General features: G+C 71.0%; 12 protein-coding genes. 9 read left to right on the forward strand and 3 right to left on the reverse strand.

The features are described from left to right. The first annotated feature begins 71 nt into the window (after positions 1-71). The 3 genes from IOD14_RS24460 to IOD14_RS24470 all read left to right on the forward strand — a co-directional run bounded on the left by IOD14_RS24460 (position 72) and on the right by IOD14_RS24470 (position 3,691). Positions 72-956, forward strand: coding sequence for an MHYT domain-containing protein (locus IOD14_RS24460; RefSeq protein ID WP_123986951.1), 885 nt, complete (start codon positions 72-74; stop codon positions 954-956). A 106-nt stretch (positions 957-1,062) separates the two neighbouring features. Next, positions 1,063-2,571, forward strand: a complete 1,509-nt coding sequence (locus IOD14_RS24465; RefSeq protein ID WP_212671532.1) for a metallophosphoesterase — start codon at positions 1,063-1,065, stop codon at positions 2,569-2,571. 91 nt (positions 2,572-2,662) lie between these two features. Next, complete coding sequence (locus IOD14_RS24470) at positions 2,663-3,691, forward strand: LLM class flavin-dependent oxidoreductase (RefSeq protein ID WP_212671533.1); 1,029 nt, start codon at positions 2,663-2,665, stop codon at positions 3,689-3,691. A 524-nt stretch (positions 3,692-4,215) separates the two neighbouring features. Here IOD14_RS24470 and IOD14_RS24475 read toward each other — a convergent pair. Both IOD14_RS24475 and IOD14_RS24480 read right to left on the reverse strand, forming a co-directional pair. Then, positions 4,216-5,181, reverse strand: coding sequence for a TauD/TfdA family dioxygenase (locus tag IOD14_RS24475; RefSeq protein WP_212671534.1), 966 nt, complete (start codon positions 5,179-5,181; stop codon positions 4,216-4,218). A 135-nt stretch (positions 5,182-5,316) separates the two neighbouring features. Further along, positions 5,317-6,855: a glycoside hydrolase family 32 protein gene (locus IOD14_RS24480; protein ID WP_212671535.1), complete on the reverse strand. Its 1,539-nt coding sequence runs from the start codon at positions 6,853-6,855 to the stop codon at positions 5,317-5,319. Positions 6,856-7,016: 161 nt separating this feature from the next. Here IOD14_RS24480 and IOD14_RS24485 point away from each other — a divergent pair, with 161 nt between their 5' ends. Genes IOD14_RS24485 through IOD14_RS24500 form a run of 4 tightly spaced genes read left to right on the forward strand, consistent with a single transcriptional unit; the run spans position 7,017 to position 11,639 of the window. Then, entirely contained in the window at positions 7,017-8,426 is a 1,410-nt protein-coding gene (locus IOD14_RS24485) for an extracellular solute-binding protein (RefSeq protein WP_212671536.1), read from the forward strand. Then, complete coding sequence (locus tag IOD14_RS24490) at positions 8,423-9,385, forward strand: sugar ABC transporter permease (RefSeq protein ID WP_123986957.1); 963 nt, start codon at positions 8,423-8,425, stop codon at positions 9,383-9,385. The genes IOD14_RS24485 and IOD14_RS24490 overlap by 4 nt, the downstream gene beginning before the upstream one ends. Before the next feature lie 56 nt (positions 9,386-9,441). Beyond that, positions 9,442-10,275: a carbohydrate ABC transporter permease gene (locus IOD14_RS24495; RefSeq protein WP_123992470.1), complete on the forward strand. Its 834-nt coding sequence runs from the start codon at positions 9,442-9,444 to the stop codon at positions 10,273-10,275. Next, on the forward strand, positions 10,272-11,639 hold the full coding sequence (locus IOD14_RS24500) for a glycoside hydrolase family 32 protein (protein ID WP_212671537.1): 1,368 nt from the start codon (positions 10,272-10,274) through the stop codon (positions 11,637-11,639). Before IOD14_RS24495 ends, IOD14_RS24500 begins: the two co-directional genes overlap by 4 nt. A gap of 433 nt (positions 11,640-12,072) precedes the next feature. Here the strand turns inward: IOD14_RS24500 and IOD14_RS24505 are convergent, their stop codons facing one another. Next, complete coding sequence (locus tag IOD14_RS24505; RefSeq protein ID WP_123986959.1) at positions 12,073-13,137, reverse strand: LacI family DNA-binding transcriptional regulator; 1,065 nt, start codon at positions 13,135-13,137, stop codon at positions 12,073-12,075. 95 nt (positions 13,138-13,232) lie between these two features. Here IOD14_RS24505 and IOD14_RS24510 point away from each other — a divergent pair, with 95 nt between their 5' ends. Both IOD14_RS24510 and IOD14_RS24515 read left to right on the forward strand, forming a co-directional pair. After that, on the forward strand, positions 13,233-14,063 hold the full coding sequence (locus IOD14_RS24510) for an aldo/keto reductase (protein WP_212671538.1): 831 nt from the start codon (positions 13,233-13,235) through the stop codon (positions 14,061-14,063). A gap of 42 nt (positions 14,064-14,105) precedes the next feature. Further along, positions 14,106-14,687, forward strand: coding sequence for a DNA polymerase ligase N-terminal domain-containing protein (locus IOD14_RS24515; protein WP_212671539.1), 582 nt, complete (start codon positions 14,106-14,108; stop codon positions 14,685-14,687). The last annotated feature ends 69 nt before the right edge of the window (positions 14,688-14,756 follow it).

Consider the following 14,756-nt stretch of genomic DNA (forward strand, 5'->3'; position numbering starts at 1 on the left):
CCTTGCTTTACGCGAACCACAGCCGTAACTCTTCCTCAACAACCAGCCAAAGCTCTGGGGGGAGTTGGCTTATGGAAGGCACAGTGGACGGGTTCCGCTATGGGGTGGTGACCCCTGTCGCCGCCTATCTCATGGCGTGCCTGGGAGGGGCTCTGGGGCTGCGCTGCATTGTGCGCACCCTCCTCAGCGACCAGTCGTGGAAGGCGGGCTGGCTCGCACTCGGCGCCGCCTCCATCGGCTGCGGCATCTGGACGATGCACTTCATCGCGATGATCGGCTTCCAGGTCGAGGAGACCCGGATCCGCTACGACGCCGGGCTCACGGTCCTCAGTCTCGCCGTGGCCATCGTCGTCGTGGGCATCGGCGTGTTCATCGTCGGCTATCGAGGCGCCAGCACCCTGAACCTGGCCTTCGCGGGCGTGGTCACCGGGCTCGGCGTGGCGGCCATGCACTACCTCGGCATGGCGGCGCTGCACCTCAACGGGACGATCCGCTACGACCCCGCCGTCGTCGGGCTCTCGGTGGTCATCGCGATCGTCGCGGCGACGGCGGCCCTGTGGGCGGCCGTCACGATCCGGGGTTTCCTGACGAGCCTCGGGGCCAGCCTGATCATGGGCATCGCCGTGACGGGCATGCACTACACGGGCATGTCCGCGGTCAGCGTCCATGTGCACGGCAGGACCGGCGGCTCGTGGGCGGGCGACTCGCCCACCTCGCTGCTGCTGCCCATGCTGCTGGGACCGGCGATCTTTCTGCTGCTGGCAGGCGTGGTCGTCATGTTCGACCCGCTCCTGGTGCTCGGCGACGGCGACTGGAACCGCGCCTCCGCCTCGACCGCGCACAGCGCACCGCAGTCCGACTCGCTCTTCGAGGAGCAGGAGAACCGGGTGGTCCACGCCCGCGCGCCCCAGGCGCCGGATCCGCAATGGGCCGCGCCCCGCAGCCCGCAGAGGTGAGCACCGTCCCCTCCATGCTCCGCGGACCCGGTGACTTCCGGGAGGGGTGGTGCGCCAGGGCACTCCCCCTTGTCGGCCGGTTCTAGATCGTTGTTACGGTGCACCGGTGTCTGACTCCTCACGCGATACCGCCGAAGGCGCCGGCTGGGGCTCTGCCCAACTCGGCGAGTACAGGCGGCTGATGCCGCCCAAGGTCGAGAAGATCTCGTGGCTGAACCCGAGGACGCTGTGGGCCGCCCGCAACGGCGTGGTCGCCTCCTGGTTCGGGGACCCCACGGGCCGTACCCGAAGCCGCTGGGTGGAACAGCGCGCGGCGGCGGGAGCGCCACCGGACAAGGTGATCCGCCGCGAGGACCCCCAGGCGTTCTCGTTCATGGTGATCGGTGACACGGGCGAGGGCGACGACCCCCAGTACGCCGTCGTGCCGGGCTTTCTGAAGATCAGTCAGGACACCCGGTTCGCCGTGGTCGCCAGTGATGTGATCTACCCGGTGGGCAGCGCGGACGACTACGGCCCGAAGTTCTTCCGGCCCTACCAGGACTATCCGGCGCCGATCTACGCGATACCCGGCAACCACGACTGGTACGAGGATCTCGGCGCCTTCATGCGGGTCTTCTGCGACGACGCCCCGCCCCTGGAGCCCGGCCCCGCGCCCCGCCCCCTGACCCGCGCATGGCTGCGCTCCCTCCTGTGGCACCGGCCGCGCGCGCACGACGGCCAACGCCTGGACGAGGTACGCCGGTTGCGCGCGGCTCCGGCGCAGCGGGCCGTCCAGCCGGGCCCGTACTGGGCCGTCGACGCGGGTCCCCTGCGCATCATCGGCATAGACACCGGACTGCTCGGGACGCTGGACGCCGAACAGGGCGCCTGGCTGCGCGAGGTGTCCCGGGACCCGCGCCCGAAGATCCTCATCACGGGCTCGCCCCTGTACGTGGACGGCGAGCACCACCCCTGCGCCATCGAGGGCGGTGGCACGGTCGACGACATCGTGCGCGACCCGGAGCACCACTACGTCGCGGCGATAGGCGGCGACATCCACAACTACCAGCGCTATCCCGTCGACGTGGACGGCCGCACCATCCAGTACGTCGTCTCGGGCGGCGGCGGCGCGTTCATGCACGCCACCCACACCATTCCGCACGTCTCGGTCGCCAACGTCACCGAGAAGGACTTCCGCTGCTATCCCCTGCGCGGCGACTCCCTCGCCTTCTACAGCAGGCTCTACGGTCGTCGGCTGCGCCTGCGCCGCTTCTTCACCCTCACCGAGGCGGAGGCCACCGCGGTGATCGCCGAGCGGCTCGGCATCCCGCCCACCCGTCTGCCGGGCGAGCCGGCGCGCGTCACCCTGCGCACCCGTCTTGTCGCCAGTCTCCTGGGCGCGGGCGGTCGCCCCGACCGCACCTCGCGGTTCCGTCTCCCGGTGCGCAAGATCTACACACAGCTGTTCTCGCCGAGCTCGGCGACGTACAGCCCGCCGTTCTTCAAGTGCTTCCTGCGGCTGGACGTCACCCCGGAAGCGGTGCGGCTGCGCTGCTTCGCCGCCACCGGCAACCGCGCCCAGGAGATCGACCCGCCCGTCGAGGACGAGGTGACCATTCCCTTGACCCATTCCTGACGCGGAGAGCGAGGAGTTCGGGAACATCACGCGAGAGGGCCCGGTTGGCACTGCCGTACTGCTTGATAGCTCAAACAACCCGGAGGAGCCCGTGCCGCCGACCCCCCGCCCCCTGCGCAAGCTGGGCTTCCTCACCATCGGCCTGTTCGACGAGGCGGATCCGCGACGCGGTCACGAGTCCACGCTGGAGATCATCGAACTGGGCGAGCAACTCGGCTTCGACAGCGCGTGGCTGCGCCACCGGCATCTCCAGTACGGCATCTCGTCACCCGTCGCCGTCATGGCGGCGGCCTCGCAGCGCACCCGCCGCATCGAGCTCGGCACGGCGGTCATCCCGCTCGGCTGGGAGAACCCGCTGCGGCTGGCCGAGGACCTGGCGACCGTGGACATCCTGTCCGGCGGTCGGGTCAACCCGGGCGTGAGCGTGGGCCCGCCGATGCACTTCGACGAGGTCAAGGGGGCGCTGTACCCGGACACGGCCGACGCCGAGGACTTCTCCTACGAGCGGGTGCGGCGACTGCTGGACCTCGTACGCGGCAAACCGGCCAGCGACTTCAGCGGGGTGCAGGGCTTCGAGGTGTTCAGCGACCGGGTGCAGCCGCACTCCCCCGGACTCGGCAGGCGCCTCTGGTACGGCGGCGGCAGCCTGAGCTCGGCGCGCTGGGCCGGTGAGCACGGCATGAACTTCCTGACCAGCAGTGTCGTCAAGGCGGAGGATCCGTCGGGCCCTTACGATTTCGCGCAGATCCAGCTCGCGCAGATCCGTGCCTTCCGCGCCGCCCATCCCGACGGCGAGGACGCCCGGGTGTCCCAGGGTCTCGTCGTGATCCCGACCGACTCGGCCTCCCCCGAGCAGCGCGCGAAGTACGAGCAGTACGCGGCCCGGCGCACTCCGCGCACCGCGTCACCGCAGGGTCCGGCACGGTTGATGTTCGCGCCGGACATCGTCGGCACGTCGCAGGAGATCACCGAACGGCTCCACGCGCACGCCGCGTTCCGCGAGGTGGACGAGGTGGCGTTCGCGCTGCCCTTCACCTTCGAGCACGAGGACTACGTACAGATCCTCACGGACATGGCGACCAAGCTGGGCCCCGCGCTGGGGTGGCGACCGGGAGCGTAGGCCTGCGGGCGGGACGCGAGGCCGACGGCAGGGGTGGGGCAGGCCGACGGCACGGATGGGTGAGGGCCAACGGCATGGATGGGTGGGGGCCGACGTCGACCGGGGCGGCGGCCACCACCGTCTCGGGTCGGCCTCGCGACCCGGCTCGCAGCCGACGCCTCGGACAGCCCGCGGGCCGCGCGGGGCCGCACAGACCGCACAGATCGCAATCGAGCGGGCCGCAATGCCGATGCCCCGAGCGAGCCGATCAGCCGGCGCCCCCGCCCCCCCTCTCGGAAACCACCGATCGGGGCAAGCCCGGTGCCGAACAGCCGACGACCACCCGGGACGGATCGCCGCCCTCACGAGACGGCGCCTCCCCCTGCGACGCGGCCTCACGAGACGGCGCCTCCCCAGCGACACGGAAAGCCGATGCCCGGCCTGAACCGCAGGCGACGACGATCGTCCAGGACGCCCCGCCGACACCCCCCGAGCCGACTCACCCGACGGAGTCCCCGCAGCCCGTCCCCGGCCCGGAGCTCACGTCACCAGCGCCCCACCTCCGTCCCCGTGATCGGCTCCGACGGCTTGCCGTCCACCCCCACCGGCACGTCCCCCGCCAGCATCACGCGGTGCATGGTGCGGGGAGAACGGAGGTGGGCGTTGTCGCTGGGGGCCAGGTGGATGGTGGCGCGGTTGTCCCAGAACGCCACGCTGCCCGGCTCCCAGCGGAAGCGGACCGTGTACTCGGGACGGACGGCCTGTTCGAGGAGCATGTCGAGGATCGCCCGGCTCTCGGCACGGGAGAGGCCGGCGATCTGCTCGACGTAGTAGCCGTTGACGTACAGGATCCGCTCCCCCGTCTCGGGGTGGACCCGCACGAGCGGGTGCAGCGAGGCGACCTGGTGGTCCAGGAGGTGCCGGAGATACGCGTCGTCCCCGGGACGGGGCTGGTAGCCGACGCCGAGCCGGTGCTCCGCGCGCAGGCCGTCGACGAACTCCCGCACCGGGCCGGACAGTCCGGCGTAGGCGGCCGCGAGGTTGGACCAGGTGGTGTCGCCGCCGTAAGGCGGTACGGTCTCGGCGCGCAGGATCGTCGCCGCGGGCGGGTCGACACGGGCACCGTGGTCGCAGTGCCAGCCCCGCAGCAGGGTGTGCCGCCGACGCTGCAGCCACTCCTCGTGCTCCATGCCGAACTTCCCGCCCAGCTCCAGCCGGTCGGCGGTCGTCTCGACCTCGGGGTGGTCCGCGGGCGAGGCGCTGCCGCGCTTGCGCAGGACGACGGGCTCACCGAAGCGGCGGGCGAGGGCGATGTGCCCGGCGTGGTCGAGCTCCTGTCTCCGGAAGAACACCACCTTCCAGCGCAGCACGGCGTCCCGGATCGCGCGGACCGCCGAGTCGTCGAGGTCCCCGGCCAGATCGACACCGGTGATCTCGGCCCCGATGTGCCCCGCCACCGGGTTCACCCCGATGCCCGGGTCCCGCTCCGCCGTGCCCTTGTCCGTCGTCATGCGTGCTCCGTCGATCGCCGGTCGTTGTCCGAGGTCCGTGCCCCCCCAGGGGGGCACGTCACCCGGAATGACTGCCCGAGGAGACCACTCCCGCAACTCCAGAGGAACACGGCCTCGTCGGCGCCGCCCCCGCACTCAGACGCTGAACTCCCGTATCACCACGTTCTCGAACACCGCCGTGCCGTCGATCGAGAACAGCGCGAGCCCGGTGTCGATCAGATACGGGAACACCTCCGAGGAGTGCACGTACCGGCCGTCGTCGACGAACATCTCCACGGACGTGCGGTCCACGAGGATCCGCAGCTTCACCCTGTTCCCCGAGAAGGGACTGTGGCTCTCCTGCCACCGGCCGCTCGCGTCCGGATTCACGGTGCCGCGCCGATTGAGAAACGCGTAGTCGCCGTAGACGCCGGCGTCGACGTGCCGGACCCCGTCCGGTGAACGGCGCAGTTGCAAGCCCGCACCGCGCAGCCGGTCCCAGCTGATCTCACAGCTCAGTTCGTAGGCGACGCCCCGGTAGTCGAGGATCTGCGTACCGGTGACCTCCAGATCACCGAGGTCCACGGTGCGGGAGACGTGGTCGTCCAGTGCGGCCACCGGTCGCGACGCCAGGTAGTACACCCCGGAGGAGTCCCGCTTCAGCGCGATCTCGCGCACGATCGAGTCGGTGCCGTTGAAGCCGTCGCAGTCGATCGTCGGCGTGACGTTCGCGTAGTCCCAGTTGTTCAGCCATCCGATCGCGTAGCGCGCCCGCTCGTCGAGCCCGCCGGCGGTGTCCCGCTTCTCGAAGGTGACGGCCCCGTACCAGTCCCAGCCGTGGTCGAGCCACTGCGGATCGGCGGCGTCGGCCGTGAAGGCCGTACCGTCGAAGGAACCCGTCCAGTACGCGTACGTGTTCGGCAGCCCCGCCGCCTTCCCGTTGGCGCTCACGCCCAGCACCCACTTCACCGTGCCGTCGGCGGCCGTCAGCCGGAACAGGTCGGGGCACTCCAGGACCCCGATGCCGCCCTTGACGAAGCCACCCACGTACGTCCAGGACTTCAGGTCCGCCGAGTGGTAGAAACCCACCTTGTCGTTCTCGGCGAGTGTCATCACCCACCGGCCGCGCTCCTCGTCCCGGATCACCTTGGGGTCCCGGAAGTCGCGCACACCCGGGTTGGGCAGCACGGGATCGGTCCCGTGGTCGGTGAAGGTGCGGCCGCCGTCGGTGGAGTAGTACAGGTACTGCGCCTGGTCCGCGTCCCCGTCGTGCGGGGACATGGTGGCGAGGACGACGACCGCGCCCGCGCCGAAGCCCGCCGTGTTGTCGGTGTCGACCACGGCGGATCCGGACCAGACGTCCCCGTTCGCCGTCGTGTTCTTCGGGACGGCCACCCCCCGGTCCCGGAAGGAGACCAGGTCGGAGCTGGTGGCGAGACGCCAGGCCGTCCCCACGACCCCGGTCGTGTAGTCGGCGTTGTAGAGGTAGTAGTAGTGGTACTCGCCGTCGATCCACACCGGCCGCTGCGGGTCGTTCTTCCACTGGTCGGGGACCGTGAAGTGGTACTCGGCGCGGTAGCGCGCGCATCCGGCGGCCTGCTGGGGCTTCGCCGCGGCCGGTCCCGCGGGCAGGACCGCGACCGCGGCTCCCGCTGCCGTGCCCGTCAACAGCGCTCTTCTGGAGACCCCGTCCATCACACATCGTTCCTCTCGTCGGAAACGGCGGCTCATGTGGATCAGGACTGTGGGACCTAACTCGTTAAAGGTCAAGTCTTCGCGGGCCTTGACACCGCTGTGACCCGCTTCCCATCATCTGGGGCATCAGACTCCGACTAACACGAGTTAGGCCCTGTTGGATGACCGACTCGCACGTCACTCGTCGCACCCTGTTGCGGTACGGCGCCTACGGCGCGGGCGCCGCCGCGCTCGCCGGCACCGCCGCGAGCTGGGACCGGCTCACCGGAGCCGACATCCCCGGCCGCGACGACGGCTCCCTCGTCGTCGCCACCCTCGGCCCCGCCTACGGTCCCGAGGCGATCCGCAGTCTCACCGAGGGCTTCAAGAAGGTCCACCCCGACATCAAGCTGCGGATCAACGCGGTGCAGGCCACCGACTGGTCGGACTTCTTCGCGAAGATCCTCACCCAGATCGCGGCGGGCACCGCCCCCGACCTCGTCTATGTCGCGACCGAGGGCGTCCAGCTCTTCGCGCAGCGCCTCGGCGTCGCCCTCGACAAGTGGGTGAAGCGGGACGCGGCCGAACTGCGCGAGTACTTCGCCGACGTCCACCCCTCGCTGGTGGAGTCGATGATGTACGAGGGCAGCCTCTACCAGCTGCCGGTCGAGTTCAACGCGGCCGACATGTACCTGAACAGCCAGGTGCTGGAGCGGGCGGGCGCTGGCTTCCCGGCGCCCGACTGGACCCGCGACGACTTCACCGCACTCCTGCGGGACATGAAGAAGTCCAGCGGCTCGCAGTTCACCCCGTACTTCTGGACCAACCGCCTGTGGGGCGGAGTCGTCCCCTGGCTGTTCGCCAACGGCACCAACCTGCTCGCCGAGTCCAAGGCGCCGGGCGGCGCATGGCTGTGGGACGGCTTCTACCCGGGCGCCGAGCGCCAGGGCCGCGGGGGCGGCTACCGGTGGACCACCCCGCAGGCCACCGACGCGCGCGTCGAGGAGTCGTACGACTATCTCGCCTCCCTGATCCAGGAGGACCTGTGCACCCGCCCGGAGGGCGGCAACGGCCAGAACCTCATCGGGGTGTTCTCCACCGGCCGGGTCGGCGTCACCCCCGCCGGCGGCTTCTGGGCGGGCGGTCTGCACCTGGCCGGCATGCGGCCCGGCAGCTTCGACGTGCAGTTCTTCCCCCGCTGGCGCACCCAGCGCATGCAGTTCGGGGCCGCGGGCTACGCGCTGCTGCGCACCTCGAAGAAGCAGGACGAGGCGTGGGAGTTCATCAAGTTCGCGGCCCGCAGGGACACCCTGATGCGGCTGTTCGAGACCAACCAGACGACCCCGGCCCGCCGCTCGATGCTGACCGCGGACCGCTACCGGGAGATCGGGCCCAGGCACTGGCAGGTCTTCTACGACACCCTCGACAAGTTCCCCGACACCGGGCCGATCCCCGCGCCGCCGCAGGTCGCCGAGGTCGAGCAGGTGCTGCTCAAGCACACCGGGACCGCCCTGGCCTCCCGGCGCTCGGTGGGCCCCGCGCTGCGCCGGATGCAGAGCGATCTGGAGAAGGCCATGGAGCGTGACGCATGACGAACACCCGAGTTCCCGACGTACGACCGCCACGCACCGTGGCCGCGACCGCGCCCGCCGTCGGCGGCGACCGGCCCTCGGCCCGTGATCGCGGCACCCGATTGCTCGCCGCGCTGTTCCTGACGCCCACCATCGTCGGCATCGTCGTCTTCACGGTGGTGCCGATCGTCGGCTCGGTCGTGCTGAGCTTCTTCCACTGGAACGTGATCGACTCCCCGCGTTGGGCCGGGGCCGCCAACTACCGTGAGGTCTTCACCGACTCGACCGTCCTGGTGTCCTTCCGCAACACGCTCGTCTTCATGGTGCTCGCGGTAGCGCTCCAACTGCTGATCGCCCTCACGCTGGCGCTGGCGGTGAACGGCCGGATGCCCGTGTGGCTGCGCTCGGTCTTCCGCTCCGCGTTCTTCTTCCCGCTGGTGCTGTCGGCGGCCTCGATCTCGGTGGTGATGAAGTACCTGTTCAACCAGGACTTCGGCGTCGTGAACTGGGCGCTCGGGCTGATCGGGATCGCCCCGGTGCCATGGCTGACGTCCGAGAACTCCGCGATGGCGGCGGTGATCCTGGTCTATGTCTGGCAGCAGTTCGGCTTCTCGTTCCTGCTGTTCGTGGGCGGTCTGAACAACATCCCCAAGGAGATCCACGAGGCCGCCTCCCTCGACGGGGCGACCGGGCTGCGCAAGCACCTGCACGTGACGCTGCCGCTGCTGTCGCCGACCCTGCTGGTGGCGACCGTGGTCGGGGTCATCAACGCGCTCCAGGTCTTCGAGCAGCCGTACGTCCTGACCGACGGCGGCCCCGGCGACTCCACCCGCACCGTCGTGATGGTCATCTACGAGTCGGCGTTCGAGCAGCTGCGCTTCGGTGAGGCGTCCGCGGTGGGCGTGCTGCTGTTCGTGCTGATCATGGTGGTCACCGCCCTCCAGTTCCGGCTCAGCCGGCGTTTCGTCCACTACCAGTGAGCCGGGTGAGTCCTTTGAGCCAAGCGACCCTGAAGACCAGCCCCGCACCCCTGTCCATGAGCCGTGCGCGGTACTCGCTCGCGCCCTGGGCGCGGATCGCGGGCCTCGCGGCCTGCGCGCTGCTGACCCTCGGGCCGGTCATCTGGACGGTCTCCACGTCCCTGCGCACCCCGGCCGAGTCCTTCGACCTGCCGCCGAAGATCATCCCGACGCACCCGACGGTGGAGTCGTACCGGGGGGTCTTCGACCAGATCGACGTGTGGCTGCTCGCCCTCAACTCCACGCTGGTGACCGCTCTGATCGCAGTGGGCCAGATGATCACGGCGGGGCTGGCAGGTTACGCCTTCGCCCGTCTCGACTTCCGTTTCAAGAAGCCGCTGTTCGGGCTCGTGCTCGCGACCATGATGGTCCCGCTGCAGGTCACGATCGTGCCGGTGTTCCTCGTGCTCAAGTCGATGAGCCTGACCGACACCCTGCTCGGCCTGATCATTCCGGCGTTCCCGACCGCCTTCGGCACCTTCCTCATGCGCCAGTACTTCCTGGGCATGCCGAAGGACCTGGGCGAGGCGGCCATGCTCGACGGCGCCGGACCGTGGCGGACCTTCCGGTCCGTGTACGCGCCGCTGGCCACCCCGGGGCTCGCGATCGTCGGCGTCCTCGCCTTCAACTACCACTGGAACGAGTTCTTCCGGCCGCTGATCCTGGAGACCTCCGGCCAGAACTACACGCTGCCGCTGGGCCTGGTCTCGCTCCAGGGCAACCTCGGCACCGGCTCCATCTCGGTGGTCCTCGCCGGTGTCGTGCTCTCCATGATCCCCGCCGTCGCCGTGTTCCTCGTCGGCCAGCGCCCTCTTCGTGAGGGCATCACCTCCGCAGGAGTCAACCGTTGAGCCCTGACCCCAACGCCCCGCGTTTCCGGGTCCGTCCGCCCGCCAACTGGATCAACGACCCGAACGGGCCCTTCCGTTGGCGCGGCCGCCACCACCTCTTCTACCAGCACAACCCGCAGGCCCCGGTCCACGCGAACGTCCACTGGGGGCATGCCTCCAGCCCCGACCTCGCCCACTGGGAGCACCATCCGGTCGCGCTCACCCCGACGCCCGGCGGTCCGGACGAGGCCGGGTGCTGGTCGGGGTGCGTGGTGGACGACGACGGTGTGCCGACGGCCGTGTACACCGGTGTCGACCGCACCCACACGGGGCTGGGATCGATCTGCCTCGCGGTGGCCGAGGACGACGATCTCGAGGCGTGGAAGCCCGTTCCGGTACCGGTGGTGTCCGGTCCGCCGGCGGACCTGGACGTGACGATGTTCCGCGACCCGTTCGTCTTCCGCTTCGAGGGCCGGCGCTGGGCGTTGGTCGGCGCCGGGCACGCGGACGGCACGCCGTCGGTGCTGGTGTACGACTGCGAGGACCTCCACGACTGGCGGTTCGCCGGGGTGTTGCTGGACGGCCGGGACCCGGTGGCGGCCAAGGCCCTCGGCCCGGGGGCGACCGGGTGGGAGTGCCCGCAGTTGGCGCGCACACCCGGGGGCGAGTGGGTGCTCGCGGTGGCGCTGTGGGACGGCGACCCGCTGGGGACGGCGTATGTGACGGGCCGGCTGACCCGACCGCCCGGCGGCGGACCGAGGTTCGTGCCCCGCCTCGGCGGACGCCTCGATCTGGGACGTGACTTCTACGCTCCCTGCGTCCTGCAGGACACCGAGCTCGACCGGGCGCTGCTGTGGGGCTGGTCCTGGGAGGCCCGTCCGCAGCAGGAGGTCGACGGGGCGGGCTGGGCCGGGGTTCTCACAGCACCCCGGGTCGTGGACGTGCACGAGGATGGCTCACTGCGGGTGGCACCGGCCCCGGAGCTCGAACTCCTGCGCTCCACCGACCTGTTGGGCCCGGGGCCGCTCCCGGACGCGTACGACCTGACGGTGACCGCGGACTCTCCCGCCATCGTGGGTCTGCTGCGGGCCGCCTCGGGGGCCGAGCTCACGGTGCGGCTGGACCCCGCTGCGGGCACGGTGACGCTGGACCGCTCGGGATGGCCCCGGTCTCGGTCCGACGGCTCCGCTCCGTTGGTCGTGCGGATCCCCGAAGGACGGCTGACTGTGCGCGTCCTGGTGGACGGCTCCCTGCTCGAACTCTTCGCCGGGGAACGGGCGATGGTCACGGAGCGGGTCTACCGACGGCCCGGGGACACCGCCGAGCTGACGGTGTCGGGGGACGGGATCGACGTCGAGTGCCGGGCTCTCGTGGCGAAACGGTGAGCGCCCCGGCGGGAGTGCGTCACTGCAACCGGTGAGCTCGGGTTCGGGCTGGTCCGGGCGTGCTCCCGCCGCGGATCTCCTGGCGGGGCCGCGTCGCCGCCCGGTGTGGGCACGCCGACGAACCGCCCCCTGTCCACGACCGTCGACAGATGCCCCGCGGCCGGGCGGCGCGGAGCGCCAGAGGACCGTCGCGCGGCCGGGCGGCGCGGCGCGCCAGAGCGCCAGAGGACCGCCGCGCAAAGACGCCTGCCGGCCCGCCTGGCCCACGGACGGATGCCCCGCGGCCACGCGCGACGCGCCAGGAGACCGCCGCGCAGCGACTCCAGCCGGGTGGCGCCTGGGCCACGGTCCGTGCGACCTGACCGGTACCGCGCCGGACAACGTCCCCGTGGTCGCGGCCCGTCCTGCCGTCAGGAGCGCGCCTCGTCCGCGCTCACGCTGTCGGCGCCGGGCCCACCGAGCCCCGGCCGATCAACGGGCAGGCGACGCGCCGGACCGTGGCGGGCGGTGTGCGGCCGGTGTCGATGGCGTCGAGGAGGAGACGGGCGGCGGCCTCTCCCATCTCCCGGTGCGGCAGCGCGACGGTGGTCAGGGGCGGGGACAGGTGGGCGGCCATGTGCTCCTGGTCGTCGTAGCCCACCACCGACAGTTCGCCGGGCACGGTGATGCCGAGCCGTGCCGCACAGTGCAGGGTGCCCGCCGCGACCCGGTCGTTGTAGCAGAAGATCCCCGTCGGGCGCAGTTCGGCGGGGACGCCGTCGAGAACGCGGGCCGCGCCCTCGTAGCCGCTGGAGATCTCGCCGCCGGTGCGCACGATCCAGTCCTTGGGCAGGTCGACGCCCTCCGCGCGCAGGGCGTCCCGGAAGCCGCGGAGCCGTTCGACGGACGCGATGTCCTGCTGCCCCCCGACCAGCGCGATCCTGCGGTGGCCCTGGTCGAGGAGCAACCGGGCCGCCGTACGGCCGCCGGCCCGCTCGGCGGGGACGACGCACGGCAGGGAGTCGTCGTCGGGCAGGCAGTTGGCCAGGACCGAGTGGGTGCGGTGCAGGCCCTCGGGGACGCGGACGCGGCGCAGGGACATGGCCGCGTAGATGATGCCGTCGACGCGTCGGTCGAGGAGTTCGGCGACGGCCGCGTCCTCCTTGGCGCGGTCGCCGCCGGAGTCGACGGTGAGGACGAGGTGGTCACTGTCCCAGGCCGTCTCCATGGCGCCGCGCAGCAGCCGGCCAGCGAAGGGCGAGGAGGCGATCTCGTCGGTGACCAGGCCGATCACGGCCGTGCGGCGGCTGCGCAGGCCGCGGGCGACGGGGTCGGGGCGATAGCCGAGCTGGGTGGCGGCGCGGCGGATGCGCTCCTGGGTGGCGGGCGAGAGGTTGCCTTCGGCGCGGCCGTTGAACACGAAGGAGACGGCGGTGTGCGACACGCCGGCGAGCCGGGCGACGTCCCGTGACGTGGGACGCCCCGGTCCCGCCGACCGCTTGTCCTCGGTGCCGTCCATGCCGTCCGCTGCCCTCGTCCCCGCCCGTCCGGTTGATCATTGCTCACCCTATCCGTGAGGCTGGGAGGACGACACAGTCAAGGGAAGGTCCGGACGTGATCAGCATCCCGACGCACGTGCTCAACGACGGAACGAAGATCCCCGCCCTCGGTCTGGGCACCTGGCCGATGGACGACGCCGAGGCGGAGCGGGCGGTCGCCACCGCTCTGGAGAGCGGCTACCGGCTCCTCGACACGGCGACGAACTACCGGAACGAGACCGGTGTCGGTCGAGGCGTGGCCGCCGGGGGCGTCCCGCGCGAGGAGGTCCTCGTGACGACGAAGCTGCCCGGCCGGCATCACGGGTACGAGGAGACCCTGGCCTCCTTCGAGGAGTCCCGCGCCCGTCTCGGCCTGGAGTACGTGGACCTGTACCTGATCCACTGGCCGCTCCCCCGGGTCGACAAGTACATCGACTCGTGGAAGGCCATGATCAAGCTTCGCGAGGACGGCCTCGTACGGTCGATCGGGGTCTCCAACTTCACGGCGGCGCACATCGAGCGGCTGGAGAGGGAGACCGGGGTCCTGCCGTCCGTCAACCAGATCGAGCTGCACCCCCTGTTCCCGCAGGACGCGCTGCGCGCCTTCCACGCCGACAAGGGCATCGTGACCGAGAGCTGGAGCCCGCTGGGCCGGGGTTCGGACCTCCTGGACGACCCGGCCGTGACCGGCGTGGCCGAAGCGCACGGTGTCACGCCCGGCCAGGTGATCCTGCGCTGGCACGTCCAGCTCGGCGCCCTGCCCATCCCGAAGTCCGGTGACCCCGAGCGGCAGCGCACCAACCTCGACGTGTTCGGCTTCGAGCTGAGCGAGCCCGAGATGGCGGCGATCGGCGACCGCGAACACCGACGCCTGGGCGGTGACCCGGAGGTGCACGAGGAGTTCTGAACAACCGCAGGGGTACCCGGGAGGCTCCGAAAGGAGCCTCAGGTGAGTGAGCGACTGAGGGACTACCACGGCAAGCGGGACTTCGGACGGACCCGTGAGCCGGAAGGGCGGCAGGCCCCCACGGATGCCGCGCCCCGGTTCGTCGTGCAGATCCACGACGCGAGCACGATGCACTTCGACTTCCGGCTCCAGGTCGGCGACGTGCTGAAGTCCTGGTCGATCCCGAAGGGCCCCTCCGACGTGCCCAAGGACAAACGCCTCGCCGTGCCGACGGAGGACCATCCGCTGGAGTACGAGGACTTCGAGGGCGTGATCCCCGAGGGCGAGTACGGCGGCGGCACGGTGATCGTCTGGGACCGCGGCACCTACGAACCCCTGAGCCACGACCGCCAGGGGCGTCCCGTCGACTTCGCCGAGTCGCTGGAGCGCGGGCACGCCACGTTCCGGCTGCACGGGACAAAGCTGCGCGGCCGGTACGCGCTCACCCGCTTCCGTGAGGACAACTGGCTGCTGGTGAAGACCGCCGAGGGACGGGCGCGCGGACACGGCACACCGGATCCGCGCCGAGCACGCTCGGTCCGGACCGGCCGGGCCCTGGCGCAGGTCGCCGCCGAGGAGAACTGAGCGGGAAGATCCGCCGAACACCGCCCCGGCCACCCGTGCGGGCCTCTATGTTCACAACGACGTCCACCG

Origin of the sequence: Streptomyces sp. A2-16 (assembly GCF_018128905.1) — a bacterium.
Lineage (GTDB): Bacteria > Actinomycetota > Actinomycetes > Streptomycetales > Streptomycetaceae > Streptomyces.

Coding starts and splice junctions, on each gene's coding strand:
- IOD14_RS24460 (WP_123986951.1), top strand. CDS start 72: ATGGAAGGCACAGTGGACGGGTTCCGCTATGGGGTGGTGACCCCTGTC.
- IOD14_RS24475 (WP_212671534.1), bottom strand. CDS start 5,181: ATGACGACGGACAAGGGCACGGCGGAGCGGGACCCGGGCATCGGGGTG.
- IOD14_RS24480 (WP_212671535.1), bottom strand. CDS start 6,855: ATGGACGGGGTCTCCAGAAGAGCGCTGTTGACGGGCACGGCAGCGGGA.
- IOD14_RS24485 (WP_212671536.1), top strand. CDS start 7,017: ATGACCGACTCGCACGTCACTCGTCGCACCCTGTTGCGGTACGGCGCC.
- IOD14_RS24490 (WP_123986957.1), top strand. CDS start 8,423: ATGACGAACACCCGAGTTCCCGACGTACGACCGCCACGCACCGTGGCC.
- IOD14_RS24495 (WP_123992470.1), top strand. CDS start 9,442: ATGAGCCGTGCGCGGTACTCGCTCGCGCCCTGGGCGCGGATCGCGGGC.
- IOD14_RS24505 (WP_123986959.1), bottom strand. CDS start 13,137: ATGGACGGCACCGAGGACAAGCGGTCGGCGGGACCGGGGCGTCCCACG.